The organism is Streptomyces sp. NPDC127117 (assembly GCF_042677325.1).
Taxonomy (GTDB): Bacteria; Actinomycetota; Actinomycetes; order Streptomycetales; family Streptomycetaceae; genus Streptomyces.
Genome location: NZ_JBHXTM010000005.1, coordinates 113581 through 139691 on the forward strand (window position 1 = coordinate 113581; position 26111 = coordinate 139691).

The following is a 26111-nucleotide window of genomic DNA, read 5'->3' on the forward strand; positions in this document are numbered from 1 at the left end:
GCCGGTCCGGGAGTCTTACGTCGGTCCGGGAGTCTTCCGCCGGTGCGGGGGTCTTCCGCCGGTCCGAGAGGCTTACGTCGGTGCGGGGGTCTTCCGTACGCCCGAGGACCTTCCGCCCGAGGATCTTCCGTCCGTTCGGGCAATCCGCGTCGGCCCGGCAGACCCGGCCCGTCCGGCGATCGAGGACGGAACCCTTGCCGTGGAGGGCGGTGCGGCAACCTCCGGTCAGGGTGGGGGAGCCAAACGCGGAGCCCAGGGGCCCGAACCGGCCGAAGCGCTGTTCGGCGGGCCCCCTCCGGCGCGAGGACCCGGTACCTTCGGGCGCACACTTGGCGGCACGGGCAGTGCGCAACCGGAAAGAGCGGAGTCAGAGCGTGAGCATGAATGCGACCGAGGGGGCCGATCCGTTCGGGACCGCACGGCTGCGGCGCGGTGTGCTCGACGCCTGGGGGGCCGGCCCCGCCAGGTTCCGCGAGGACGCCAACGCCGAGGAGGACCTCGCGCTCGGTGGCTACCGCGACCGCCTCGTCGTCGAGCTGGCCCAGAACGCCGCCGACGCCGCCGCCCGCGCACAGGTCCCCGGCCGGCTCCGGCTCACCCTGCACCCGGCGGCCCCGGGCACCCCCGCCGTCCTCGCCGCCGCCAACACCGGCGCACCGCTCGACGCCACCGGCGTGGAGTCCCTCTCCACCCTGCGCGCCTCCGCCAAGCGCGAGGGCCACGAAGGAGCCGTCGGCAGGTTCGGCGTCGGGTTCGCCGCCGTGCTCGCGGTGAGTGACGAGCCCGCCGTCGTCGGCCGGCACGGCGGTGTCCGCTGGTCCCTCGCCGAGGCCCGCGACCTCGCCGCACGGACGGCCGTCGCCAGCCCCGGCCTCGGCGACGAACTGCGCCGCCGAGACGGCCACGTACCGCTGCTCCGGCTCCCGCTGCCCGCCGAGGGCACCGCACCCGACGGGTACGACACCGTCGTCGTCCTCCCGCTGCGCGACGGCGGCGCCGAGGACCTCGTGGCCCGGCTGCTCGGCGCGGTCGACGACGCCCTGCTGCTCACCCTGCGCGGCCTCGACGAGATCGTGATCGAGACCCCGGACACCGTACGGACGCTGCGCCGCTCCGAGCACGGCCCGTACACCCACGTCGAGGACTCCGCGCACGGTACGAACCGCTGGCGCACCATCACCCACCACGGCCCCGTCGAGCCCGCGCTGCTCGCCGACCGCCCCCGCGAGGAGCGGCTGCGCCCGCACTGGTCGGTCACCTGGGCGGTCCCGGTGGACGCCGAGGGCGCCCCGGTACGACCCCGTACCCTCCCCGTCGTCCACGCGCCCACCCCCACCGACGAACCCCTCGGCATCCCCGCGCTGCTCATCGCCTCGCTGCCGCTCGACACCGCCCGCCGCCACTTCGCGCCGGGACCGCTCACCGACTTCCTGGTGCAGCGCGCCGCCGACGCGTACGCCGAACTGCTCGCCGGCTGGCAGCCGGTGTCCGTCGACACCATCGACCTCGTACCGGGACCGCTCGGCAAGGGCGAACTGGACGGTGCGCTGCGCGGCGCGATCCTGGAGCGGCTGCCGCGCGTCGCGTTCCTGGCCCCCGCCGCCCCGCGCGACCCCGGCGCCGAGCCGGACCGGTGGGACACCTGGGACGCGGGGGCCGACGGCGCACCCGGGACGGCCACCGCGGCGCTGCGGCCCATCGAGGCCGAGGTGCTGGAAGGGGTCGGCGCCGAGACCGTACGGGTGCTCGCCGAGGTCCTGCCGTGTCTGCTGCCCGCCGGTCTGGAACGCCGCAGTGAGCTGCGCACGCTCCAGGTGGCCCGGGTTCCGCTGACCGAGGCGATCGACCGCCTCGCCGGTCTGGAACGCGACGCCGGCTGGTGGCGGCGGCTGTACGACAGCCTCTCCGGCATCGACCCGGACCGCCTCTCCGGCCTGCCCGTACCGCTGGCCGGAACGCCGCAGGACGCGGCCTCCGGCGCCCCGGCCATGCCCCGCACCACCATCGGGCCCCGCCAGGTGCTGCTGCCGCTGCCCGACGCGGCCGGCGGACCGGTGCTGGAACGCCTCGCCCGGCTCGGGCTGAAGGTCGCCCACCCGGACGCCGCCCATCCGCTGCTGGAGAAGCTGGGCGCCCTGCCCGCCACCCCGCGCGCCGTGCTGACGACCCCGCAGGTGCGGGCCGCCGTCGCCGGGTCGCTGGACGCGGGCGAGATCTGGGACGAGGACGCGCTGGACGGCGACGAGCTCGCCGAGACCGTGCTCACCCTCGTACGGGACGCCGATCTGGCACCCGGCGACGAGCCCTGGCTCGGCGCGCTCGCCCTTCCCGACGAGGACGGTGAACCGGCCCCCGCGGGCGAACTGGTGCTTCCCGCGAGCCCGTTCGCGGCCATCATGCGCGAGGGCGAACTGGCCCTCTGCGACCAGGAGCTGGCCGACCGCTGGGGCGAGCAGCCGCTCACCGCCTGCGGTGTGCTCGCCACCTTCGCCCTGGTACGGGCCACCGATGTGGTGCTGGACCCGGACGAACTGGAACCGCGCGAGGGCGACTTCGCCGAGCCCGACGACGCCGGGCTGCTGGACGCCGTGGACGTGTGGTGCGAGGACATCCTCGACCAGCTGCCCGACACCCCCGTGCCGCCGGTCGCCACCGAGATCGTCGCCGTCCGTGATCTGGACCTGGTCGACGACGACGCCTGGCCGCAGGCGCTCGCCATGCTCGCCCGGCCGCCGCTGCGCGACGCGCTGACCCAGCCGGTGCGGGTGCTGCTGCCGGACGGCACCACCCGGTCGGTGCGCCCGTACACGGCCTGGTGGCTGCGCGACCACCCGGTGCTCGACGGCCGCCGCCCCGCCGGTCTGCGGGCCGCGGGCGGTGACCCCCGGCTGGCCGGGCTGTACGACTCCGCCGACGCCACAGGCTTCGACGACGCCCAGGTGCTGCGCGCCCTCGGCGTACGGACCTCCGTGGCCGCCCTGCTGGACGAGCCGGGCGGCGCCGCCGAACTCCTCGGCCGGCTCGCGGACGAGGACCGCCCGGTCGGCCCCGTACAACTGCACTCCCTGTACACGGCGCTGGCCGATCTCGACCCGGAGCAGGTCACGCTGCCGGACGAGCTGCGGGCCGTGGTCGACGGCGAGGTGCGGGTCGTCGACGCGGCGGACGCCGTGATCGCGGACGCCCCCGATCTGCTGCCGCTCACCGGCGGGCTCCCGCTGCTCCCGGTCGCCCCGACGCGAGCGGCGGACCTGGCCGAGCTGTTCCAGGTGCGCCGGCTCGGCGAGAGCGTCGCGGCGGAGGTGTCGACGGAGGGCGAGGAGCACCGGGTACCGGACGCGGTGCGGGTGCTGCTCGGCGCCGGGACGCCGGACGCGTACGTCGAGCACGGCGAACTGCGCGCGGGCGGCGTCGAACTGGACTGGCGCCGCACCCCCGACGGCACGGTCCACGCCGCCACGCTGGAGGGCGTCGCGGCGGGCCTGGCCTGGGCGGCGGGGCAGTGGCCGCGCCGCTTCGAGGTCGCGGCGCTGCTGGAGGACCCGTCCCGGACCCAGGAGCTGGCCCGGGACCGCTGGTTCGACTGACGGACCCCGGGCCCGGTCCCGGGTGTACCGGGGCCGAACGCGTGGGGAATTCGCGAAAAAACCCCAATGGCCGCACAACCCTTCACGTTTGAGGATGGTCTCGTCTGTGAAGCCACCAGGCTTCACAGACGATCTTGGGTCTGCGGCGGTCAACCTCCGCGGGCCCCTTCTCCAACTTGGGGAATGAACATGCGCATTCGTGCCACCGTGGCCGCCGTCAGCGGCGCCCTGGCTCTCTCCGCCCTCGTCGTACCGTCGGCCGCCCAGGCCGGCGACGCGCACGGCGCGACCGGCTCCGTCGCCGATGTCGCACGTGCGGCCCAGTCCGGCTCCGCCGCGAAGTCCGGCGCGCGCTCCCTCGCGGCCGCGGACACCGCAGGCCCGCTCAACCTGGTCTTCTCCAAGTTCACGGTCAACGGCGGCAAGCCGATCGCCGTGGGCACCGCCGCCACGAAGATCGTGCCGACCACGTTCACCGTGACGCACGGCGCCGACGTCGACATCTTCGCCTCGGACTTCGAGCTCGGCGTCGGCCTCTACCGCGGCTCGTTCGACGCCCCGACCAACGAGCTGTACGGCGACACCGCCCCCACCTGCAAGAAGGTCTCCTCCACGGTCGCCACCTGCACCGGGCGGATCGCCGTCTCGCCCGTCTACGACCTGATCGGCAACGCCGACGCCACCACGTGGAAGGGACAGGGCTTCGCCGTCGACTACAACGGCGAGAACCGTAACGACCCCGACCCCTCCAAGCTCGGGTTCGCGCTCCAGGACAACCTGGGCAGCACCAGGGTCCAGCGCTTCTCGAAGCTGACCGTCAACGCCGCTCCGGAGCCCGTCAAGAAGGGCAGGACCATCACGGTCACCGGGAAGCTGTCGCGGGCCAACTTCGACGACCTGGCCTACCACGGCTACGCCACGCAGTCCGTGAAGCTCCAGTTCCGCAAGAAGACCAGCTCCACGTACTCCACGGTCAAGACGATCAAGACGAGCAGCACCGGCACCCTGAAGACCACGGTCACGGCCTCGGTCGACGGTTACTGGCGCTACAGCTTCGCCGGTACGGCCAGCACCCCGGCCGTCACCACCGCCGGTGACTTCGTCGACGTGAAGTAGTTCCACCCGGCACCGTCACGGCCACCCGTGGCCACCCGTGAGCGGCGGGATCCCTCCGCGAGGGATCCCGCCGCTCACGCATCCGTCCCGTGCATCCTCATCCGGCCCCCAAGGCCTTTCTCCACGGAGAAAACCATGCGCATTCGTGCCACCGTCGCCGCGGCCTCCGGCGCCCTGGTCCTGTCCGCCCTCGCCGTACCGGCGGCGCACGCGGCAACGGCCGATCCCGTCATCTCCAAGATCACCGTCAACGGTGGCAAGGACGTCGTCCTGGGCACCACCGCCAAGAAGACCATCACCGTCTCGGTGACCGCCTCGCACGCCTCCGGCATCGAGACCGGCTGGCTGCTCCTGTGGCACGGCAAGGACCAGGACGAGGGCATGGACGGCGCGCTGCTGCCCAACGAGGACGACGCGACCTGCAAGGCCGCGAGCGCGACCACCAGCACCTGCTCCCTCACCATCACCATCGACCCGAGGGTCGACCTGTACAAGAACGCGCTGGCCGGTTCCTGGCACGTGCTCGCGGGTGCGGAGGCCAAGGACGGCTCCAGCTACTACTCGGACTACGCCGCCACGGCGAAGATCCAGCGGCTGTCGAAGCTGACCGTCAACGCCTCGCCGGAGCCCGTCAAGAAGGGCGGAACCATCACGGTCACCGGGAAGCTCTCGCGGGCGAACTGGGAGGACCACGCGTACCACGGTTACGCCACCCAGTCGGTGAAGCTCCAGTTCCGCAAGAAGACCAGCTCCACGTACTCCACCGTCAAGACGATCAGGACGAACAGCACGGGGAACCTGAAGACCACGGCCAAGGCCTCGGTCGACGGCTACTGGCGCTACAGCTTCGCCGGTACGTCCACCACCCCGGCCGTCACCACCGCCGGCGACTTCGTCGACGTGAAGTAACGGCCGGGACCGCGCGCTACACCGGGAAGCGTCGGCCGACCAGCCGCCAGGCGTACTCCAGGCCGGCCGACGCCACCACCGCGATGCCCACCGCCGCCCACGGCATCGTCGTCCCCACCAGCTTCAGCGCGAAGAATTCCTGCAGCCACGGCACCACCAGCACGATCAGGAACGCCAGCCCCATCGCCGCCACCAGTGCGATCCGCCACCAGGTGTACGGGCGGGCGATGATCGCCAGCACCCACATCGAGACCAGGAACAGCGTGAGCGTGGCCGCGCTGGTCTCCGCGTCGAGGGCGCCCGGACCGGAGTAGTGGTTCCGGGCGATCAGATACGTCGCGAAGGTGGCCGCCGCCGCGATGACGCCCGACGGGATCGCGTACCGCATGACCCGGCGCACGAAGTGCGGATGGGCCCTTTCCTTGTTGGGGGCGAGGGCCAGGAAGAAGGCCGGGACGCCGATCGTCAGCGTCGACAGCAGGGTCAGATGGCGCGGCAGGAACGGGTAGTCGACCTGTGTGCAGACCACCAGGACCGCCAGCAGCACCGAGTAGACGGTCTTGGTCAGGAACAGGGTGGCGACCCGGGTGATGTTGCCGATCACCCGGCGGCCCTCGGCGACCACGGACGGCAGCGTCGCGAAGCTGTTGTTCAGCAGCACGATCTGGGCGACGGCCCGGGTCGCCTCGGAACCCGATCCCATGGAGACGCCGATGTCGGCGTCCTTCAGCGCCAGTACGTCGTTGACTCCGTCGCCGGTCATGGCGACGGTGTGGCCGCGGGACTGGAGGGCGGCGACCATGTCCCGCTTCTGCTGCGGGGTGACCCGGCCGAAGACCGCGTTCTCCTCCATGGCCGTGGCCATCTTGTCCGGGTCGGTGGGCATCCGGCGGGCGTCCAGGGTGTGCTCGGCGCCCGGCAGGCCCAGCTTTCCGGCGACCGCGCCGACCGAGACCGCGTTGTCGCCGGAGATGACCTTCGTGGCGACCCGCTGGTCGGCGAAGTAGGACAGGGTCTCCGCCGCGTCGGGCCGCAGCCGCTGCTCCAGCACGACCAGCGCGCTCGGTACGGCCCCGGCCGCGATGTCCGGCCCGTCGAGCGCGCCCTCGGCGCGGGCCAGCAGCAGCACCCGCAGGCCCTGCTCGTTGAGCTGCTCGATCTCGGTGAGCGCCGGGTCCTGCTCGGGCAGCAGCACATCGGGGGCGCCGAGCAGCCAGGACGACTCCCGGCCGCCGCCCTCGTCGAACGCGGCGCCGCTGTACTTGCGGGCCGAGGAGAACGGCAGCGTCTGGGTGCACAGCCACTTCTCGCCGTCCGGGTAGGCGTCCACGATGGCCTGGAGGCTGGCGTTGGGGCGGGGGTCGGACGAGCCGAGGGCGCCCAGCACGCTCCCTATGTACGTGTCGTCCGCCCCGCCCAGCGTCCGCACCTCGGTGACGTCCATGCCGCCCTCGGTGAGGGTGCCGGTCTTGTCCAGGCAGACGACGTCGACGCGGGCCAGCCCCTCGATGGCGGGGAGCTCCTGCACCAGGCACTGCTTGCGGCCGAGCCGTACGACGCCGATCGCGAACGCGACCGAGGTGAGCAGCACCAGGCCCTCGGGGATCATCGGGACGATGCCGCCGACGGTCCGGGCGATCGACCCCTTGAGGTTGTTGTCGTTGACGACGAGCTGGCTGATGACCAGGCCGATCGCGGTCGGCACCATCATCCAGGTGACGTACTTGAGGATGGTGGAGATGCCGGTGCGCAGCTCGGACTGGACGAGGGTGAAGCGGGACGCCTCCTCGGCGAGCTGGGCGGCGTAGGCCTCGCGGCCGACCTTGGTGGCGGTGAAGGCGCCGCCGCCGGCGACCACGAAGCTGCCGGACATCACGGGGTCGCCGGGCTGTTTCAGTACCGGGTCGGCCTCGCCGGTGAGCAGCGACTCGTCGATCTCCAGGCTGTCGGCCTCGGCGACCGTGCCGTCCACGACGGCCTTGTCGCCGGGGCCCAGCTCGATGAGGTCGCCGAGGACGATCTCGGAGGTGGAGATCTCGGCCGGGATCCCGTCGCGCCGCACCGTGGGTTTCGCCTCGCCGATGACCGCGAGGCTGTCCAGGGTCTTCTTCGCCCGCCACTCCTGGACGATGCCGATGCCGGTGTTGGCGATGATCACGAAGCCGAAGAGGCTGTCCTGGATCGGCGCGACGAACAGCATGACCAGCCAGAGCACGCCGATGATCAGGTTGAACCGGGTGAAGACATTGGCGCGGACGATCTCGCGCACGGATCGGGACGAACGGACGGGTACGTCGTTGACCTCGCCGCGGGCGATCCGCTCGGCGACCTCGGCGGCGGTCAGCCCGCGTGGATCCACGGCCGGGGCGGGCAGCTTGACCGGGTGGACCGGATCGAGTTCGGCCCCGGCGTCGATCATGGCCGAACTCGGACGGCCGGTGGAGCCGCCTGCTCCGGGTGTCTGCTCGCCGAAGGAATGGGATGCCCGCTGCGTCATGGTTCCGACGGTACGGGTGGATGGTCCGATTCACCCACTGAGGGGTCCGAAGATCAGACCGGGGGAGGAGGGCAATGGTCCTGTGGTGCTACGGGGCCGGTGCCGGACCCTTAGGGCCTCTCGTCCGGATCAGGCCGGATCCGGACGAAGGAACCTAGAGGCTGTCGGGTGCGGGCGACGCCTCGGCTTCGGCCGCGGCCCGCTTGATCGCCGCGTCGCGCCCCCGCACGTACCAGATGCCGATCAGGCCGAGACCCGCACCGGCCAGGCAGGTCCACACCCACCACAGATGTCCGTGGTCGTCGAACCAGCGGTAGAAGGGGATCTGGACCAGGAAGAGGACGAACCAGAGGATCGTGCCGCCGGTGATGGTGGCGACGACGGGCCCCTCCAGGGGCTCGGGTGCCTCGTGCTTCGGTGTCCACTTCGCCATGGCTTCAGTGTATGGGGCCCCCTGTACGAAGCCTGCTCGGGCCAGGTGGCCCAAGGGTCTACGCGCGGAGATAGCGATCTTCGCCTTATGTATTCATACTGAATCTGCTTAAGGCTGACTCGAATTATTCGTGTGAAAGTCCAAAGCTGACCACTTTCTTCCCCCTCTACGTACGACTGAGGTCATACATGTCCCCCTCGGCCACCGCTCCGGTCGATGCCCAGCAGCCCGCGGCTCCCCAGCCGCAAGGCGGTCTGGATCGTTTCTTCAAGATCTCCGAGCGGGGGTCGTCGGTCGCACGCGAGATCCGTGGCGGATTCGCCACGTTCTTCGCGATGGCGTACATCATCGTGCTGAACCCGATCATTCTCGGCAGCGCCAAGGACATGTACGGGCATCAGCTCGACGGTGGCCAGCTGGTCACCGCCACCGTGCTGACCGCCGCGTTCTCCACGCTCCTGATGGGCGTCATCGGCAATGTGCCGATCGCGCTGGCGGCCGGCCTCGGCGTCAACACCGTCGTGGCCCTCCAGCTCGCCCCCCGGATGAGCTGGCCGGACGCCATGGGCATGGTCGTCCTCGCGGGCATCGTGGTGATGCTGCTGGTCGCGACCGGGCTGCGGGAACGCGTGATGAACGCCGTGCCGATGTCGCTCCGCAAGGGCATCGCGATCGGCATCGGTCTCTTCATCCTGCTGATCGGCCTGGTCGACTCGGGCTTCGTCTCCCGCGTCCCGGACGCCGCGCACACCACCGTGCCGCTCCAGCTCGGCGGCGACGGCCACCTCAACGGCTGGCCGGTCCTGGTCTTCATCATCGGCGCGCTGCTCACCCTCGCGCTGATCGTCCGCAAGGTGCCGGGCGCGATCCTGATCTCGATCGTCGCGATGACGGTCGTCGCGCTGATCATCGACGCCGTCGCCGATCTGCCGGCCGGGGCGTGGGGTCTGACCGTCCCGCAGTGGCCGGGCAATCCGGTCGCCACCCCCGACTTCGGCCTGGTCGGTGACGTCAGTCTGTTCGGCGGCTTCAGCAAGGTGGGCGTGCTCACCGGCATCCTGTTCGTCTTCACCGTGCTGCTGTCCTGCTTCTTCGACGCGATGGGCACCATCCTCGGGGTCGGCGACGAGGCGAAGCTGACGGACAAGGACGGCAATTTCCCCGGCATCAACAAGGTGCTGTTCGTGGACGGCATCGCGGTCGCCGCCGGCGGTGCGACCTCCGCCTCCGCGGGCACCTGCTTCGTGGAGTCCACGGCGGGGGTCGGCGAGGGTGCCCGCACCGGCTTCGCGAGCATCGTGACGGGTCTGCTGTTCACGGTGGCGCTGTTCCTGACGCCGCTGGCGACCATGGTCCCCTCGCAGGCGGCCACCCCCGCGCTGCTGGCGGTGGGCTTCCTGATCATCTCGGGCTCGGTGCGGGACATCGACTGGAGCGACTACACGCTCGCCATCCCGGCCTTCCTCGCCATGGTGATGATGCCGTTCACGTACTCGATCACCAACGGCATCGGCATCGGCTTCATCGCCTTCTCCGCGCTGCGGGTGGCGGCCGGGCGCTGGCGCGAGGTGCCGGTGCCCATGTACGTGGTGTCGCTGGTCTTCGTCTTCTACTACGCGATGCCGGCCCTCGGCCTCACGTGACCTCTTCGGCCCTGATCCCCGCGGTCCCTTCCGGGCCGTAGAACCTCTCCGTCTCGTCGACGGCCGCCTTGAAGCGCTCGTCGAAATCATCGCGAATGAGCGTCCGGACCACATAGTCCTGGACGCTCATTCCGCGTTTGGCGGCATGCTGCCGGAGCCGGTCGAGCAGCTCACCGTCTATCCGCAGGCTGAGCACAGTCGATCCCATGGCAAGCAGGGTTACGGCCCAGTGCGTCGTTTCGCGTCACTTTCCGCATCCGACTCACTCGTTCGGGTGATCGATTGGGCGAAGCGCCACTTGCGCGTGTAACACGAATGGTCTTTAGGGTGGCTAATGAGTTACGCTAATAAACATGCCTGACCTGATCCACGACGGCGACAGTGCGGCCGCCGTGAGCTCCCTTCGCTCCGCCGTGATGCTGCTCAGCCGGCGCCTCAAGCACCAGCGCGTCGACGAGTCGCTGAGCCCCACCGAGATGTCGGTGCTCGGCACGCTCGCCAGGTGCGGTTCGGCCACGCCGGGCGAGCTGGCCCGCAAGGAGCATGTGCAGCCTCCGTCGATGACCCGCATCGTCGCGCTGCTGGAAGCGAAGGGGCTGGTCAGACTGGAACCGCACCCCGATGACCGTCGCCAGAAGGTGGTCAGCCAGACCGAGCAGGCCGAAGCCATGCTCGAAGAGAGCCGCTCCAAGCGGAACGCCTGGCTGACCGCCCTCGCCGAGGGCCTGGACGAGGACGAGTGGGAGACGCTGCGCAAGGCGGCACCCGTGCTGGAGAAGCTCGCCCACCTGTAGCGGGACGGGCCGCGCCGGACCGCGTCCGGCGCACCGCCCGCACCGCCGCGCCTCGTCAGTCAGCGAAACGTATACGCCCGAGGAGGCGAACCCTTTTGAGTACGGGATCCGGAGCAGACTCCGCCCCCGCACCGACTTCCACCCACGAGAGCAAGCCCGGCGGGACCTTCTCGTCGCTGAAGATCCGTAACTACCGCCTGTTCGCCACGGGCGCCGTGATCTCCAACACCGGTACCTGGATGTCCCGCATCACGCAGGACTGGCTCGTCCTGAGCCTCACCGGGTCCGCCGCCGCCGTCGGTATCACCACGGCGCTCCAGTTCCTCCCGATGCTTCTGTTCGGCCTCTACGGTGGTGTCATCGCGGACCGCCTCCCGAAGCGGAAGCTGCTGCTCTTCAGCCAGGCGGCGCTCGGCCTCTGCGGGATCGCCCTCGCGGTGCTCACGCTCTCCGGTGTCGTCCAGGTGTGGCACGTCTACCTCATCGCGTTCCTGCTCGGCATGGTGACGGTCGTCGACAACCCGGCCCGTCAGTCGTTCGTGTCCGAGATGGTCGGCCCCGCCCAGCTGCGCAACGCGGTCAGCCTCAACTCGGCGAACTTCCAGTCCGCCCGGCTCATCGGCCCGGCCGTCGCCGGTGTCCTGATCACCACGGTCGGCAGCGGCTGGGCCTTCATGTTCAACGGCCTGTCGTTCGCCGCCCCGCTCATCGGCCTGATGCTGATGCGTACGAGCGAGCTGCACAAGGCCACCGTCGTACCGCGTGCCAAGGGACAGCTGCGGGAGGGCCTGCGTTACGTCTCCGGCCGCCCCGAGCTGATCTGGCCGATCGTCCTGGTCGGCTTCGTCGGCACGTTCGGGTTCAACTTCCCGATCTGGCTGACCGCCTTCGCCGACGAGATCTTCCACGGCGGCGCCGGGATGTACTCCTTCTTCAACATCCTGATGGCGGCCGGCTCCCTGGCCGGCGCCCTGCTCGCCGCCCGCCGCCGCTCCTCCCGGCTGCGGATGCTGGTGGCCGCGGGCACGGCGTTCGGCGTGCTGGAGATCATCGCCTCGCTGTCGCCGTCCGTCTGGCTCTTCTCGATCCTGCTGGTCCCGATCGGCATGATCGGCCTGACGACCAACATCAGCGCGAACACCAGCGTCCAGATGGCCGCCGACCCGGCCATGCGCGGCCGGGTCATGAGCCTGTACATGATGGTCTTCGCCGGTGGTACGCCGGTGGGAGCCCCGATCGTCGGCTGGATCAGCGACGCCTACGGGGTCCGTACCGGCATGGCCGTGGGCGGCGCGTTCTCGCTGCTGGCCGCGCTCGGCGTCGGCCTGATGCTGGCCCGCGTCGGCGGCCTCCGTCTGCGCGTCGATCTCCGCCCGGGCCGCCCGCACCTCCGCTTCGTCCCGCGCGAGGAACTGGCCACGGCGGCGTGAGCACCACCCCGTGAAACACGGAGCACGGCCCCGACCGGGTGGGTGACGGTCGGGGCCGTGCCGCGTCCGGGGAGGGTGCGGAGCCGTCCCGGGACGGTGCGACACTCGGCGCATGAGCCGTCTCAGACTCTTCGTCGCCGTGCTGCCGCCCGCCCCCGCCGTCGAGGAACTGCGCCGTGCCGTCGCCCCGCTGCACGCGCTGCCCGAGGCCGAGGGGCTGCGCTGGACCGGGGTGCCCGGCTGGCACTTCACGCTCGCGTTCCTCGGGCCCGTGGACGAGGGACTGCTGCCCGAGCTGAAGGAGCGCCTCGCGCGGGCCGCCCGCCGCACCGAGCCCTTCCCGCTGCGCGTCCACGGGGCCGGCCGGTTCGGCGGGCGGGCGCTCTGGGCGGGGGCCGCGGGGGCGCTGGACACGTTGCGGCTGCTCGCCGAGCGCGCCGACGCCGCCGCCCGCCGCACCGGCATCCCGATGGACGAGCACCGCCGCTACAGCCCGCACCTCACCCTCGCCCGCAGCCGCCACGGCGAGACCGACCTGCGCCCCTGCGTGGAGGCGCTCGGAGGCTTCGAGGGCACCGGGTGGGAGGTCGGCGAGATTGCCCTCGTACGCAGCAATCTCCCGGACAGCGGGGTGCCGGGCGAGCGGCCCAGGTACGAGGTGGTCGCATCCTGGTCGCTGGGGCACTGAGGGCGGCGGTTACGCTCGGAGGGTGGACCCGAAGACCAGAAACCGCATCATGGCGGCCGTGCTTGTGCTGATGTTCGTCGTCGTCGCCGTGGCGGCCGCCGTCGGGGCGTGACCGGCGGGTGACCTGACCGGTCTCAGCGGCTGCGGCGCAGCCGGCCGAACCGGCGCCGCAGCGGCCTGCGCGCGGGCGGCCGGCCACGGCGTACGCCCTCCGCGCCCGGCACCACCGGCTGCCATGCGCCGTCCGGCGAGAGGACCGGCACCTGGCGTTCCGCCCGGGCCCGGATCTCGTGGTACGCCTGATGGGCGGTGCCCTGGTACGCCTCGTTGTACGAGGCCGGGGCGGCGCTCGGGGCCGAGCCCGCGACCCCGCGCCGACGGGCGCCGACCGCGAGCCAGGTGAAGCAGCCCATGACCGCGGCGAGGGCCGCGACGATGACCAGGAGCGGCACGACTTCGTCCGTACGGCGAGCCTGGGCGCCGCCGCGCTCCTCAGACAGTGAGCGCCGACGCCGTCTCCCGGGCGAACGCCTCCGGGTTGTCCAGCATGATGTTGTGCCCGCAGTCCGGGACGGCCACGACGCGCACCCCGTGCTCGACGAGCGCCGCCTCGCCGGGCAGCGGCCCGCCGGCCGCCGGGCGCAGGAACGTACGCGGGATCTTCAGGTCCAGCAGGAGTTCCCGCATCGTCGGCGTCGTCCCCCGGGCGAGGTGCACCGCGCTGCGGTACAGCGCCTCGTGGCCCGCCAGGCGCATGGTCGCCCACCAGTGCGGCCCGACCCGGTCGCGTACCTCGGACCGGCCGTGCGCCAGGAACTCCTCCTCCGAGTACGCCGCGATGCCGCTGCTTCCCGGCCGGGCGGGGCCGGGCGCGACCGGGTCCAGATTGGCGTCGACCAGGACCAGCCGGGCCACCAGGTGCGGATGGCGCGCCGCGAGCACGATGGCCACCGCGCCGCCCATGCTGTGCGCGATCACATCGGTGTCGTACGCCTCGGCCGCCTCCAGTGCCGCCGCCACCGCGTCGGCGTGCTCCTCCAGCGTGTAGCCGAACTGCGTGGGGCGGTCGCTGATTCCGAAGCCGAGCATGTCCATGAGCAGTGAGCGGCTCTCCGCCAGCAGCGGATGGGCGGCGCTCGCGGTGAAGTACGGGCCGGACGAGGCCCCGAGCCCGTGCAGATAGACCCGGGTCCGGGCTCCGCCGGGCCGGCCGGGAAGCTCCACCCATCTGATGCGCGCGCCATCCGCCGTCACCCGGGCGTTCCGCATGTCTCCTCCTCCGCTTCCGCCTGAACCATCGGTGAGACTATACATCGATGCCGAGGTATAGCTAGAGGCATCGGAGAGGATACGCACATGCTGGAACTGGCCATCCTTGGATTTCTGTACGAGCAACCGCTGCACGGCTACGAGCTGAAGCGCCGGGTCGCCCACCTCACCGGACACGTCCGCCCCATCGCGGACGGCACGCTCTACCCGGCGATCAAGCGCCTGGAGCGCGCCGGCTGGCTGGAGCGCCGCACCGAACCCGGCAGCAGGGCCGCCCCCCGCCACACCCTCACCCTGACCGGCCCGGGACGCGAGGAACTGCGGCGACGCCTGCGGGAGGCCGACGAGGTGGACATCAGCGACGAGAACCGCTGGTTCACCGTCCTCGCCTTCCTGCGCCACCTCTCGTCCCCGGCCGAACAGGCGGACGTACTGCGGCGCCGGCTCACCTTCCTGGAGGAGCCGAGCAGCTTCTTCTACGAGGGCGAACGGCCGTTGGGCGCCGAGTCGTTCGGCGACCCGTTCCGGCGCGGGCTGCTGAGGATCGCCCGCGCGACCGGCGAGGCGGAGCTGAGCTGGCTCGGGGAGACACTGAAGGAACTGGACGCGTCCTGAGCCGGGCGGCACCGCGGACAGGACGACGGGCCGCCGCCACCCCGCCGGAAGGCAGGGCGACAGCGGCCCGTTCGACGATGGGGCCTCGCAAGGAAACCCGGATCAGGCGGTCCTCACCAGGCGAACGCCTCCGGCGAAGGCCCGGGCCCCGGGAAGATCTCGTCCAGCGACGCCAGCAGCTCCGCCGAGAGGTCGAGCTCCAGCGCCCGCAGCGCCGAGTCCAGCTGCTCCCGGTTGCGCGGCCCGACGATCGGCCCCGTCACCCCCGGCCGGGTGAGCAGCCAGGCCAGGCCGACCTCGCCCGGCTCCAGGGCGTGCTCGTCGAGCAGGTCCTCGTACGCCTGGATCTTCTCGCGCTGCGCCGAGTCCTTCAGCGCGTCCGCGCTGCGGCCGGAGGCCGACCGCCCGGCCGTGCCCTCGCGCTCCTTCCTGAGCACACCGCCCAGCAGCCCGCCGTGCAGCGGGGACCACGGGATGACGCCGAGGCCGTAGTCCCGCGCGGCCGGGATGACCTCCATCTCGGCGCGGCGCTCGATCAGGTTGTAGATGCACTGCTCGCTGACCAGACCCGGCGAGCCGCGCCGGGCGGCCAGTTCATTGGCCTGGGCGATCTTGTAGCCGGGGAAGTTCGACGAACCCGCGTAGAGGATCTTGCCCTGCTGGACCAGGACGTCGATCGCCTGCCAGATCTCCTCGAAGGGGGTGTTCCGGTCGACGTGGTGGAACTGATAGAGGTCGATGCGGTCCGTCTGGAGCCGCTTGAGCGAGGCATCGACGGAGCGTCGGATGTTCACGGCCGAGAGCTTGTCGTGATTGGGCCAGGCCTCGCCGTCGGCGCCCATGTTCCCGTACATCTTGGTGGCCAGGACCACCTTGTCGCGGCGCTCGCCGCCCTTGGCGAACCAGGTGCCGATGATCTCCTCGGTGCGGCCCCTGTTCCCGGGCCCGCCGTACACGTTCGCGGTGTCGAAGAAGTTCAGCCCCGTGTCCAGCGCCGCGTCCATGATGGCGTGGCTGTCCACCTCATTGGTCTGCGGGCCGAAGTTCATGGTGCCGAGGACGAGTCGGCTGACCTTGAGTCCGGTGCGTCCGAGCTGTGTGTACTCCATGGCGATCAAGCCAACGCCTTCGAGCCCGCTCGAAGCAAGGGCACCGGAACGCGATTGCCCCCGGCGGAGTACCGGGGGCGGTGCGTCATGCGGTTGCCGTACGGCGGTCCGGGGCCTGCCCCTGCCCGCGCGTAGCCTGGGCGTCGTGAACTCCGTACCGCGCGTTCTTGCCGTACTCGACGAGCTGCTCCGCGGCGCGCCCCGCGAGGAGCGCGGGGCGCTGTGGCAACTGTCCGAGCAGGGCCGGGAGTTGGATGCCAACCTGGTACGTCTGCCGCCGGGCGGCGAGGTCGGTGCGCATCAGGAGGACGTGCTGGACGTGCTTCTGGTCGTCGTCGCGGGCGCCGGCCGGATCGAGGCGGGGGACGACTCGCTGGAGTTGACCCCCGGTACGGTCGCCTGGCTGCCCCGGACCTCCCGTCGCGCCCTCACGGCCGGCCCGGACGGCCTCGCCTGCCTGACCGTCCACCGCCGCCGCCCCGGCCTCACCATCAGGCCCCCGGCTTCGGCCCCGGCCGTGCCCGCGCCGGTGCGCGCTCCCTCGCGCGAGGGGGGCGAGCCGCCCTGCATGCTGGACCTGGTCTGCCCGGGGTGCGGCCGGCTCTCGCAGGACCCGGAGCCGGTGTTCTGCAGCCGGTGCGGGGAGCGGTTCGCGGAGGGGTGAGCGGAGGGGTGAGCGGAGGGCGCGCGGAGGGCGAGCCGACGGGGGAGCCGACGGGTGAGCGGGAAGGGGGAGCGGCGGCGGTTCGGACCGCCCGTGCGGCCCGCCGGAAGTGACCGAATCGCAAGTGCCTTGAACAGGCCCGCATATGACCGAGCGTCTAGTCTGTTGACTCCATGTAGTCCACAGGGGGTCGCATGCACAGCGAGGGTACGGCCGGTCGCGATTCGGACCACGGACAGGGCGACGACTCCCCCCGTGGGGCAGACGAGTTCCTCCGGAGCGACTCCACCGGACACGCGCAGCCGCGGCCCGAGACGCAGCCGACCCAGGAGTCGTCCGAGCCGTCCGAGCCGTCCGAGCTGTCCGGCCAGGAGGCCGCCCCCGCGCCGCACAAGGTGATCGACGGCCGTTACGAGCTGCTGCACAGCCTCGGGCGCGGTGGCATGGGCGAGGTCTGGGAGGCCCTGGACACCCGCCTGGACCGGCACGTCGCGGTGAAGGGTCTGCTCGGCCGGGACGCCATCGGGGTGGCCACGCAGGAGCAGAGGATGCAGCGGGCCCGGCGGGAGGCCGCGGCCATCGCCAAGATCAGGCACCAGAACGTGGTGGCGGTGCACGACAGGGTCGAGTCCGGCAACCAGGTCTGGATCGTGATGGACCTGCTCAACGCGCGCTCCCTGGCGGACCTGATGCGCGAGGAGCGGCGGCTCCCGGTGCGGCGGACGGCCGCGATCGGGCTCCAGGTGCTCGGCGGGCTGCGTGCGGTCCACGAGGCGCGGGTGGTCCACCGCGACGTGAAGCCGGCCAACATCCTGTTCGCCAAGGACGACTTCGCGATCCTGGCGGACTTCGGCATCGCGACCTTCGACGGCGCCGTCCCGCTCACCAGGGCCGGTGAACTCATCGGCACCTTCAAGTACCTGGCGCCCGAACTGCTCGGCCAGACGTCGCAGGAGAGCGCCGCGACCCCCGCGTCCGACCTGTGGTCGCTGGGCGTCACGCTGTACGAGATGGTCGAGGGCAGGCACCCCTTCGACCGGCCGAACGAGTACGAACTCCTGGTCGCCGTCTGCCAGTCCGACCCGCTTCCGATGGAACACGGCGAGGAACTGGCCGAGGTGGTCGGGCAGCTGATGCACAAGGATCCGCGCCGCCGGCTGAGTGCTGAGCGTGCGGAGGAAATGCTTCAGGAGATCCTCCGCACCACCACCGCGAAACCGGATCCGGTACGCCCGCCGTCCCCGGTGGAGGAGAAGGCGGCGCCCCCCGTCCCCATCCCGGCCCCCGTAGGGCCACAGTCCCCGCCCCCGTCCCTGCCGCAGGCAACGCGCAAGCGCGTCCCCGGCTGGCAGAAGCTCTCGGCGGTCGCGGTGTGCGCGACGCTGGTGGCCGGTCTCGGATGGTTCGCCGTGGAGCGGATGCGGGGGGACGGCGATCCGGGCGCGGGCAGCCCTCCGGGCCGGGGCCCCGTGTCGGAGCCGTACATCAAGACGCATCCGGTCCTGAAGGTGGGCGTCAAGGCCTACCAGCCCGGACTGAGCGAGAAGACCAAGAACGGCAAGTACCGCGGGTACGAGATCGACGTGGCCTACGCCATCGCGCAGGACATGGGCTACAGCCGCGACCGGGTCACCTTCGAGCCCGTGAGCAGCGAGAACCGGAGCACGATATTGCAGAAGGGCGATGTGGATCTGGTCATCGCCACCTACAGCATCACGGAGGAGCGCAAACACGCCAAGGCCCCCGACTACAGCGTCGCGTTCGCCGGTCCGTACTACGTGGCGAGCCGGAGCTTCATGGTCCGCAGGAAGGCGAAGGCGGTGTCGATCGACGACACCAGGGTGCTGGAGAAGCGGCAGCTCGAAGTGTGTACGGCGAGGAGTTCGACGTACGAGTCATGGCTGCCCAAGGCGGGCTACAACATGACGGAGTCGCTGCCGAGCGGCTACGACCGGTGCGTGCACGACCTGCTGGACCCGCTGTCGCCGGTCTACGCGGTGAGCACGGACGACGTCATCCTCGCCGGGTTCGTGAAGAACAACCCCACCGAGCTGAAGCGGCTGGACAGCGGCCCGGGTGCGGAGGGCTACGGCGTCGCGATGAATCCGGACGAGAAGGGGCTGAAGGCAGAGGTGTGTTCGTCGCTGAAGAAGATCATGACGGACGGCGTCTGGGAGAAGCTGTACGCCCACCACCTCGCCCCACTCCTGAACAGGGTGAGTCCGCCGAACAAGCCGAAACTGACGGAATGCCCGTCCTGACGGGCTGACGCTCCCCGGTCCCGGCCGGTACAGGGCGATCGGTAGCCTCGCGCCATGGGACTCGATGTCACGGTGATGATCGTCGACTGGTCGTGGTTGGGCGAACGCCCCGAGCGGGACCGGCTGCCGCGACTGAGGGACGCCTGGTACGCCGACGAGACGGGGCTGTGGGACCACGACGCCCCTGTGGTCAAGGGCGACTGGGAGTGGCCGCAGGGGCCGAACGGCGACTGCTTCGCCATCTACGAGTTCCGGCACACCCTCGGCTCGTACAAGCCGCACTTCTGGGCCACGCATCACTGGGAGCGCGTCCGTGACCACGCCGAACCGCTGTTGCGGTCCGAGTTGGACACCCTGCTGCTCGGGTTGATCTGGGGCGGCATGGACGGCGAGTCGGGGCGGACGGACCGGGGCTTCTTCTCCGACGACCCGGAAGTCTCGTACGGCCTGCTGGTCGCCCGGTCGCCGGACAGCGTCCGGGAACTGGCCTCGACCTGGGAGGGCGTACGGCTGCGGCTCGGCGGGTTGCGCGAGGCCTTCACCGTGTATTCCGCTGTCCCCGACGGCCGGGGCGGCGACTTCGACGGGTTCGCCCTCCTGCTGGAGGAGTGGGGACGCATCCTCACCGAAGCCGCCCGGCGGGGGTGGGGCGTCGTGGGGCTGAGCGAGTAGGGCCGCTTTCCGGTCCTCGGCGGGCACCAGCACTTCGTCAGGACAGCACGTCCACGCCCAGCTTCCGGAGCAGGAGCCGGCAGACCTCGCACGGCTCGGTGGCCCTGCCGTGATCGGGGTGCCCTTGGCCGCGGATCATCCTGGAGATGATGGCGGATCCCGCGAAGTGCGGTGCGGCTTCGTCGAGGGTGGTCGTGCGGCCGTCGCCGCGTGCGGAGTCGAGTGCCCACAACTGGTCCGACACCAGGGCGGATTCGGCGCAGTGCCCGGTGAACGGCTTTTGTGCGTCGGCCGGAAGCGTTTCGACGAACTGCCGGAGGGCCGGATGGAGATCGGCGGTGCCTTCCCCGACCAGGCTGGTGTGGCTGACCACCTGGCCGCCGATCAGCAGGGAGGAGGCGACGGCAGGGAATTGCTCGGACAAGGAAGTCCTCCGCGTCGGGGTCGGGGTGGGCCGGTCGGGAACCGGTGCGGGAGACCGAATGCGTGGATCACGTCGGAGCTCATCCTTCGGCCCGTTTCCTCAACCGGGATTCTACGAGGGCTCTGTCATGAGCGGGGGCACCCTCCTCTGCTGCAAAACATGTGGAGGCGCACCGGGGCCGACGGACATGATGGCGGCATGAGTGATCGCGCACTTCCCGTACAGGCACTGCTCGTTGTGGACGTCCAGGCGGACGCGGTCGTCGGTGAGCGGGCGGTTCCCGATGCGGGCCGGCTTCTCGACCGGACGGCGGATCTGATCGCGCGGGCGCGCAGGGGCGGGGCGCTCGTCGTCCATGTGCAGAACGACGGACAGCCCGGGACGGGGGACGAGCCGGGTACGCCCGGGTGGGAGCTCCACCATCGCGTCGATGCCTCGGATACGGAGGTCGTGGTCCGCAAGACCCGGGACGACGGTTTCCACGGGACGCTCCTGGGTGGCCTGTTGGCCGATTCGGGGGTGCGGGCGCTCGCCATCTGCGGGGTGATGTCGGAGATGTGCGTACAGGCGACGGCCCGTACCGCCCTGGAGCTGGGGTACCGGGTCGTCATGCCGCACGACGCCCACGCCACGCACGACATCCCGGCCGCGCCCGGAATCAGCGACCGGATCCCGGCCGCCGCGGTCTCGCGGGTCGCCGAGTGGGCCCTCGGCAGCGAGGTCGAAATCGTCGCGCGCGCCTCGGACGTGGCCTTCACCGCACTGCCGGCGCGAGCCGGCTGAACCGGTCGGTGCGGTCCGGGAACCGCGGTGCCCGCTCCTGTCGTCATCACGCCCGCGCCACCATGCGCGGACCCGCACCGAGTGCCGTGCGGGCCGTGCCCCACACACGGACCAAGGAGCAGCATGAGCGTTGACGGCAGCACGCGACCCCTCAGCGGCAGCCGAAGAAGCACCGGTTCCTCGCCGCGCCGGGGCTCCCGTGCGACTCTCCTGAACGGCTCGAAGGCGGTGCTGGCCCTCGCACTCGTCCTGGCGGCCGCCACCGCGTGCAGCAAGTCGTCCGGCGACGGAACCCACGAGGCCAAGGACTGGAAGGTCGGCGACTGCGCCGGGCCCGACAGCAGCAAGAAGGACGCTTACCAGCCGCTGGACTGCGGCGACTCCAAGGCGACGCTCAAGGCCCTGGAGATCAAGGACGGTTCCATGTTCGCCGACTCCATCCAGTGCCCGGCCGGCACGGACGCGATCATCTCGGTGAAGGTCTCCTTCGGTTCCGGCGACGCCGGCGCCGGCATACCCAGCAAGACCATCTGCGGCCGCAACCTGAGCGGCGACCACCCCGGTGACGCCGGTGCGGGCGGCGGGCAGCTGGTGAAGGGCGACTGCGTGGACGACCAGGCCAAGGAGGTCGCCTGTGGGAGCGGTGGCAGCGGTGTGAGCAAGGTGCTCGACCTGACGAAGACCGCGGAGCAGTGCCCGGCCGGAAGCAAGCCCCTGGAGCTGTTCCCGAGCCCGGGACGGCCCTACGACGCGATCTGCACCGGCAAGGCGTGACGGACCCGGTGACGTACAGGACTTGACGCACATACCCCGGCCGGTGGCGCGTGCGGTGCTTCACCGGCCGAGGTGTGTCCGCCGGACGAGCGGTGTTTCACCGGAGCCGGGGACGTGAACCGTACGTCCGTCAGCCGTTCCGACAGCTCCCACAGGCGGCGGCCGGCGTCGGCGTCCGCCGCCCCGGGGACAGCCGCACCCCGGCCGGCCTTCGTCGGACGGGCTTTGCGGCAGGCGGGCTCCCGTCAGGCGGGCTTTCGGCAGGCGGCCTTTTCGGCGGGCCGGCGAAACAGGGCCGTCCAGAGGAAGGGTTCGCCGAAGAGCCGGGAGCCGGGCGGTTCGTCGTGCATCCGGCGGAGTTCGATCTCCGTCAGGCCGGAGAAGATCCGGCGCAACGACTGCGGCGTGTAGGCGAGGCCGCCCTGTAGCCCGCCCTGGAGCCCGCCCTCCTCGTAGAAGGCCGCGTCGGGGAGTTCGGAACCCATACCGCCCTCGCCGGCCGCGAAGCAGGTGAGGGCGAAGCCGCCGCCGGGGGCGAGGACCTCGTCGAGCAGGGCGAGATAGCTGATGCGCCGGTGCGGCGGCAGGTGGTGGAAGCAGCCGGAGTCGTACACGAGGTCGTACGGGCCGGTCAGCTCCGTCGCCGTGAGGTCGAAGATGTCGCCGCGATGGAACCGGACGTCGGCCCCCGCCTCGCGGGCCCGGTCCTCGGCCCAGGCGAGGGCGGACGGCGACAGGTCCACCGCGTCGACCTCGAAGCCCAGGGACGCCAGATGGACGGCGTTGCGGCCCGGCCCGCAGCCGAGTTCCAGGGCGCGGCCCGGCGCGATCAGACCACGGTCCGCGTACGAGGCGAGGTGCTCGTCCGGCTTCGCCACGAAGAACGGCACGGGCCGCTCCCGGTCCGCGTAGAAACCGTCCCACCAGGAGCCCGCTTCGGCCGTCCACCGATCGCTGTCCCGTGCGAACAGGCCGTCCATGAGACGCAGTACGTCATCCGTCGTGCATATGTTCCGGTCCACGCGGACCTCCTTTCCACAAGGTCGAATCGTAGATTCGCAGGGCCTCCGGACCCAGCTGGCCGGAGGTCCGCGAAACCTCCCGGCGGCAGCCTGCCGGGCGGGAGCGACCGGGGTCGGCAACCCCGGTCGCACCGGCCCGAATCGGGGGCGGGGGCGCCTGCGCCGAGGCGTGAAGGGGCAGGTCTCGCGCCCCCCGAGGGTTGTTTCTTGGGGAGTTCCGGAGGCGGGGGAGCCCGGGAAGTGATGGAGTCCGGAGTGCGTGGCGGACCCACCACCGACCTGGCGGAGCGGGAAGAGTGGCGGCAGCGGTAAGGACGACGAAGGAGGACCGATGGCGGGTGTCGTGGCGAGCCGGCGGAAGAAGGCGGTGCGGCAGCCCATGGAGCTGCTGGGAGCGCGGGAGCGACTCCTGAGGGCGGGGCGCGAGTTGTTCGGCGCGTACGGGTACGCGCACACCGGGGTCGAGGAGTTGTGCGCCCGCGCGAAGGTGCCCGGCCATGTCTTCCAGCAGGAGTTCGTCTCCCGGGAGGTGCTGCTGATGGCGCTCTACGACGAGGTGGCGACCCACGGGCTGCGCGCGGCCGAGAACGCCCTGATGGCGGAGGGCATGGAGGACTGCTCGACGGCGGACCGGGTCCGGCTCCTGTTCGCCGCCTATGTGAAGGCGGTCACCGAGGACCCGTGCGCGGCCCGGGTCGCCTTCGTCGAGGTGCTCGGGGTGAGCCGGGAGGTGGACAACCACCTCGCGACCTGGCGGGCGATGTGGATCGAGTTCCTGACGTCCGAGGCCGAGCGGGCCGTGCGCCGGGGCGAGGCGGTGCCGAGCGACCACAAGGTGACCGTCACGGTACTGAACCACGCGGTGGACGAGCTCATGGCCCACCACGGCCGCCGCCCCCGCCAGGTCGACGCCCAGTGGCTGACCGACGAGCTGACCCGGCTCTCGCTGGCCATGATCCTGTCGTCCTGACGCGTCCGCTTGCCGGGACGGCAAATAATGGGGAGATGGACGACGGCGCGCAGCACGCGGAACAACCGGACGACGAGATCACGACCGTCCTGACAGGCGTCGGCCCGCGCCTGCGGGCCCTGCGCCAGGAGCGCGGCACGACCCTGGCCCAGCTCAGCGAGACGACCGGGATCTCGCTGAGCACCCTCTCCCGCCTGGAGTCGGGCGGTCGCAAGCCCACGCTCGAACTGCTGCTGCCGCTCGCCAAGGCGTACGGGGTCCAGCTGGACGAACTGGTCGGCGCCCCGGCCACGGGCGACCCGCGCATCCACTTCCGCCCCTTCACCCGCGACGGCATGACGTTCGTACCCCTCACCCGGCACCTCGGCGGGCTGCACGCGTACAAGCAGATCCTGCCCGGCGGCCGTGGGGCCACCGGGCCGCTGGAGCAGCGGGTGCACGAGGGGTACGAGTGGCTGTACGTGCTGGCGGGGCGGTTGCGGCTGCTGCTGGGCGAGCACGATCTGGTGCTCACGGCCGGCGAGGTCGCCGAGTTCGACACGCGTACGCCGCACGCGTGGGCCAGTGCCGGGCCCGAGCCGGTCGAATTCCTCAGCCTGTTCGGGCAGCAGGGCGAGCGGATGCACGTACGGGCCCGGCCTTCTTCGGACCGCCGGTAGCCCCGGCCCTCAGGCGCCGGGCAGCCGTTCCCGCCAGGCGGGTTGTCCGGCGGCCGGTCACGGCCGGGGCGTGTACGGGCCGCCCAGCCCCCACGCCTGATGCATCGCGTCGGCGAACGCCGCCGCCAGCGCGTGCTCGCCGGTCGGGCCGGGATGCGTACCGTCGTACGTGTCCTCGTGGATGTCGTACCCCGGCGGCCGGGAGGCCAGCAGGACCGGGGACATCGGGTCGTCCAGATCGGCGACGGCCTTCGCCAGCAGCTCGTTGAAGCGGTCGCACTCCGCGGCGAACGGGGCGTCCGACTCGGCCCGGATGTTCGGTATCACGGGCATCAGGACCATCTTCACGCGCGGGTTCGCGGTGCGCGCCGCCGCGATGAACGCCCTTGCGTTCAGAGCGGTCTGACCGCTGTCCGTGTAGAACCCGAGGTCTATCAGCCCGAGCGAGACGAGCAGCACGTCCGTGCCGTGCGCGGCCACCGTCCCGGCGATCACGGGGGCCATGTGCAGCCAGCCCTCGCCCCAGCCGGCCAGGTGGGTGCGGGCCCCGGCGGGGAAGTCCGGCGCGCCGTACTCGTACGAGACGGGCCCGCCCGCCACGGTGTCGTACAGCTCGCTGCGCGGTCCCACGATCGCGAACGGAGCACCGAGAGTGGCATCGAGGTGCTGCCACATCCGGTAGCGCCAGGTGAAGTCGCCGGCGCAGCCGATGGTCATGGAATCGCCGACAAACGTGAACCGCATGGCGTCATCATCGCGGATCACTCCCGCCGCCTGCGACGTGACGATGGACACTTGTGCCATGCGTTCGTACCTGACTGTGTCCGGAGCCGCCGCGCTGCTCCTGTTCGCCGGGCCGGCTCCGGCCGTGGCCGACGACGGAGCCGACCGGAGCTTCACGATCGAGGACCCCCGGATCACCGAGTCCAGCGGCCTCGCCGCGAGCCGTGCCCATCCCGGCATCTACTGGACGCACAACGACAGCGACGACGGGCCGTACGTCTACGCCGTCGACTCCCGGACCGGGAAGACCGTCGCGACGATCACCATGCGCGGGGTGGGGCAGCCGCGCGACGTGGAGGCCATCTCGCTGGGGCCGGACGGCGATCTGTACGTCGGTGACATCGGCGACAACCTGAACGGGAGCTGGGACCACGTCTGGATCTACCGCTTCCCGGAGCCGAAGGAGCTGAAGGACGCGACGGTCCGGGCCACCCAGTTCGACGTGAAGTACGCGGACGGCCCGCGCAACGCCGAGGCGCTGATGGTCCACCCGAAGACCGGACGCGTCTACATCGCCTCGAAGAACGAGGACGGCGGCGGGCTGTACGAGGGCCCCGCGAAGCTGACCACCGGCGCCGCCAATGTCTTCCGGCGGGTGGGCGAGGTGCCGTGGGTGACGGACGGGGCGTTCTCGCCGGACGGCAAGGAGCTGGTGCTGCGCTCCTACTTCAGCGCCCGCGGCTACGTCTTCGAGAACGGCAGGCTCGGCGCCGATACCGCGGTCCGGGCGCCGATCCAGCGGCAGGCGGAGTCCGTGACGTACACGGCGGACGGCTCGGCGCTGATGTTCGGCTCGGAGGGGGAGCAGAGCGATGTGGAGCGCGTGGACGTGGAGGGCGGCAGCGGGAGCGGCGGCCGGTCGCCGTCCCGGGGCGGTGACTCGTCGGCCTCCTCCGCCGGAGCGGGAAGCGGCGGCGGGGACGTGAAGGGGACGACCCTGACCGGGGTGCTCGTTCTCGCCGGGATCGGCTTCCTGGTGGTCATGGGGCGGCGGCGGAAAGGAAACTGA

The 26111-nt window shown here is 71.4% G+C and carries 25 protein-coding genes; 16 read left to right on the forward strand and 9 right to left on the reverse strand.

The window, feature by feature from the left end; translation table 11 throughout:
• Window positions 1-380: 380 nt before the first annotated feature.
• The 3 genes from ACFVH0_RS06770 (at window position 381) to ACFVH0_RS06780 (ending at window position 5612) form a co-directional block, all read left to right on the forward strand.
• Entirely contained in the window at window positions 381-3587 is a 3207-nt protein-coding gene (locus tag ACFVH0_RS06770; protein WP_385818585.1) for a sacsin N-terminal ATP-binding-like domain-containing protein, read from the forward strand.
• Between the two features lie 189 nt (window positions 3588-3776).
• Window positions 3777-4703 carry a hypothetical protein gene (locus ACFVH0_RS06775; RefSeq protein WP_385818441.1) on the forward strand — a complete coding sequence of 309 codons (927 nt, stop codon included), beginning with the start codon at window positions 3777-3779 and terminating at the stop codon, window positions 4701-4703.
• Between the two features lie 135 nt (window positions 4704-4838).
• Window positions 4839-5612, forward strand: a complete 774-nt coding sequence (locus tag ACFVH0_RS06780) for a DUF5707 domain-containing protein (protein WP_385818443.1) — start codon at window positions 4839-4841, stop codon at window positions 5610-5612.
• A gap of 16 nt (window positions 5613-5628) precedes the next feature.
• Here ACFVH0_RS06780 and ACFVH0_RS06785 read toward each other — a convergent pair whose 3' ends face one another.
• Window positions 5629-8109: an HAD-IC family P-type ATPase gene (locus ACFVH0_RS06785; RefSeq protein ID WP_385818444.1), complete on the reverse strand. Its 2481-nt coding sequence runs from the start codon at window positions 8107-8109 to the stop codon at window positions 5629-5631.
• Window positions 8110-8263: 154 nt separating this feature from the next.
• Window positions 8264-8542: a DUF2530 domain-containing protein gene (locus ACFVH0_RS06790; RefSeq protein WP_385818445.1), complete on the reverse strand. Its 279-nt coding sequence runs from the start codon at window positions 8540-8542 to the stop codon at window positions 8264-8266.
• Window positions 8543-8730: 188 nt separating this feature from the next.
• Between ACFVH0_RS06790 and ACFVH0_RS06795 the strand changes: the two genes are divergently transcribed.
• Window positions 8731-10185 carry an NCS2 family permease gene (locus ACFVH0_RS06795; protein WP_385818446.1) on the forward strand — a complete coding sequence of 485 codons (1455 nt, stop codon included), beginning with the start codon at window positions 8731-8733 and terminating at the stop codon, window positions 10183-10185.
• Here ACFVH0_RS06795 and ACFVH0_RS06800 read toward each other — a convergent pair.
• Window positions 10178-10393 carry a ribbon-helix-helix protein, CopG family gene (locus ACFVH0_RS06800; protein WP_072485765.1) on the reverse strand — a complete coding sequence of 72 codons (216 nt, stop codon included), beginning with the start codon at window positions 10391-10393 and terminating at the stop codon, window positions 10178-10180. The two genes, ACFVH0_RS06795 and ACFVH0_RS06800, sit on opposite strands and share 8 nt — an antisense overlap.
• A 145-nt stretch (window positions 10394-10538) precedes the next feature.
• On the opposite strand from ACFVH0_RS06800, the gene ACFVH0_RS06805 reads away from it, so the two are divergent.
• From ACFVH0_RS06805 to thpR, 3 genes are all read left to right on the forward strand, one after another.
• Window positions 10539-10979 (forward strand): MarR family winged helix-turn-helix transcriptional regulator, encoded by a 441-nt coding sequence (locus ACFVH0_RS06805; RefSeq protein ID WP_072485764.1) that lies wholly within the window; start codon window positions 10539-10541, stop codon window positions 10977-10979.
• Window positions 10980-11074: 95 nt separating this feature from the next.
• Window positions 11075-12409, forward strand: a complete 1335-nt coding sequence (locus ACFVH0_RS06810) for an MFS transporter (RefSeq protein ID WP_259931634.1) — start codon at window positions 11075-11077, stop codon at window positions 12407-12409.
• 112 nt (window positions 12410-12521) lie between these two features.
• A complete protein-coding gene (thpR, locus tag ACFVH0_RS06815; RefSeq protein ID WP_385818448.1) occupies window positions 12522-13097 on the forward strand; it encodes an RNA 2',3'-cyclic phosphodiesterase in 576 nt (191 codons plus the stop codon).
• Window positions 13098-13231: 134 nt separating this feature from the next.
• Here thpR and ACFVH0_RS06820 read toward each other — a convergent pair whose 3' ends face one another.
• The gene (locus ACFVH0_RS06820) at window positions 13232-13549 is read right to left on the reverse strand and encodes a hypothetical protein (RefSeq protein ID WP_385818449.1); all 318 of its coding nucleotides are present in this window, start codon (window positions 13547-13549) and stop codon (window positions 13232-13234) included.
• Window positions 13550-13589: 40 nt separating this feature from the next.
• Window positions 13590-14366: an alpha/beta fold hydrolase gene (locus tag ACFVH0_RS06825; RefSeq protein ID WP_385818451.1), complete on the reverse strand. Its 777-nt coding sequence runs from the start codon at window positions 14364-14366 to the stop codon at window positions 13590-13592.
• Between the two features lie 87 nt (window positions 14367-14453).
• On the opposite strand from ACFVH0_RS06825, the gene ACFVH0_RS06830 reads away from it, so the two are divergent.
• Window positions 14454-14981: a PadR family transcriptional regulator gene (locus ACFVH0_RS06830; protein ID WP_385818452.1), complete on the forward strand. Its 528-nt coding sequence runs from the start codon at window positions 14454-14456 to the stop codon at window positions 14979-14981.
• 113 nt (window positions 14982-15094) lie between these two features.
• Here ACFVH0_RS06830 and ACFVH0_RS06835 read toward each other — a convergent pair whose 3' ends face one another.
• Window positions 15095-16090 (reverse strand): aldo/keto reductase, encoded by a 996-nt coding sequence (locus tag ACFVH0_RS06835; RefSeq protein WP_385818453.1) that lies wholly within the window; start codon window positions 16088-16090, stop codon window positions 15095-15097.
• Between the two features lie 145 nt (window positions 16091-16235).
• On the opposite strand from ACFVH0_RS06835, the gene ACFVH0_RS06840 reads away from it, so the two are divergent.
• From ACFVH0_RS06840 to ACFVH0_RS06850, 3 genes are all read left to right on the forward strand, one after another.
• A complete protein-coding gene (locus tag ACFVH0_RS06840) occupies window positions 16236-16754 on the forward strand; it encodes a hypothetical protein (RefSeq protein ID WP_385818454.1) in 519 nt (172 codons plus the stop codon).
• Between the two features lie 194 nt (window positions 16755-16948).
• Complete coding sequence (locus ACFVH0_RS06845; RefSeq protein WP_385818455.1) at window positions 16949-19015, forward strand: serine/threonine-protein kinase; 2067 nt, start codon at window positions 16949-16951, stop codon at window positions 19013-19015.
• A 54-nt stretch (window positions 19016-19069) separates the two neighbouring features.
• Window positions 19070-19687, forward strand: a complete 618-nt coding sequence (locus tag ACFVH0_RS06850) for a hypothetical protein (RefSeq protein ID WP_385818456.1) — start codon at window positions 19070-19072, stop codon at window positions 19685-19687.
• A 37-nt stretch (window positions 19688-19724) separates the two neighbouring features.
• Here the strand turns inward: ACFVH0_RS06850 and ACFVH0_RS06855 are convergent, their stop codons facing one another.
• Window positions 19725-20111 (reverse strand): YwqJ-related putative deaminase, encoded by a 387-nt coding sequence (locus tag ACFVH0_RS06855; protein ID WP_385818457.1) that lies wholly within the window; start codon window positions 20109-20111, stop codon window positions 19725-19727.
• A 198-nt stretch (window positions 20112-20309) separates the two neighbouring features.
• Between ACFVH0_RS06855 and ACFVH0_RS06860 the strand changes: the two genes are divergently transcribed.
• The gene (locus ACFVH0_RS06860; protein ID WP_385818459.1) at window positions 20310-20894 is read left to right on the forward strand and encodes an isochorismatase family protein; all 585 of its coding nucleotides are present in this window, start codon (window positions 20310-20312) and stop codon (window positions 20892-20894) included.
• Window positions 20895-21017: 123 nt separating this feature from the next.
• Window positions 21018-21668: a hypothetical protein gene (locus tag ACFVH0_RS06865; RefSeq protein WP_385818460.1), complete on the forward strand. Its 651-nt coding sequence runs from the start codon at window positions 21018-21020 to the stop codon at window positions 21666-21668.
• A 245-nt stretch (window positions 21669-21913) separates the two neighbouring features.
• Here the strand turns inward: ACFVH0_RS06865 and ACFVH0_RS06870 are convergent, their stop codons facing one another.
• Window positions 21914-22690, reverse strand: a complete 777-nt coding sequence (locus ACFVH0_RS06870; protein ID WP_385818462.1) for a class I SAM-dependent methyltransferase — start codon at window positions 22688-22690, stop codon at window positions 21914-21916.
• Between the two features lie 379 nt (window positions 22691-23069).
• Between ACFVH0_RS06870 and ACFVH0_RS06875 the strand changes: the two genes are divergently transcribed.
• A complete protein-coding gene (locus tag ACFVH0_RS06875; RefSeq protein WP_385818586.1) occupies window positions 23070-23660 on the forward strand; it encodes a TetR/AcrR family transcriptional regulator in 591 nt (196 codons plus the stop codon).
• Between the two features lie 35 nt (window positions 23661-23695).
• Window positions 23696-24319 carry a helix-turn-helix domain-containing protein gene (locus ACFVH0_RS06880; protein WP_385818463.1) on the forward strand — a complete coding sequence of 208 codons (624 nt, stop codon included), beginning with the start codon at window positions 23696-23698 and terminating at the stop codon, window positions 24317-24319.
• Between the two features lie 57 nt (window positions 24320-24376).
• Here ACFVH0_RS06880 and ACFVH0_RS06885 read toward each other — a convergent pair whose 3' ends face one another.
• Window positions 24377-25063, reverse strand: a complete 687-nt coding sequence (locus tag ACFVH0_RS06885; RefSeq protein WP_385818464.1) for a GDSL-type esterase/lipase family protein — start codon at window positions 25061-25063, stop codon at window positions 24377-24379.
• Window positions 25064-25121: 58 nt separating this feature from the next.
• Here ACFVH0_RS06885 and ACFVH0_RS06890 point away from each other — a divergent pair, with 58 nt between their 5' ends.
• Window positions 25122-26111 (forward strand): WD40 repeat domain-containing protein, encoded by a 990-nt coding sequence (locus tag ACFVH0_RS06890; protein WP_385818466.1) that lies wholly within the window; start codon window positions 25122-25124, stop codon window positions 26109-26111.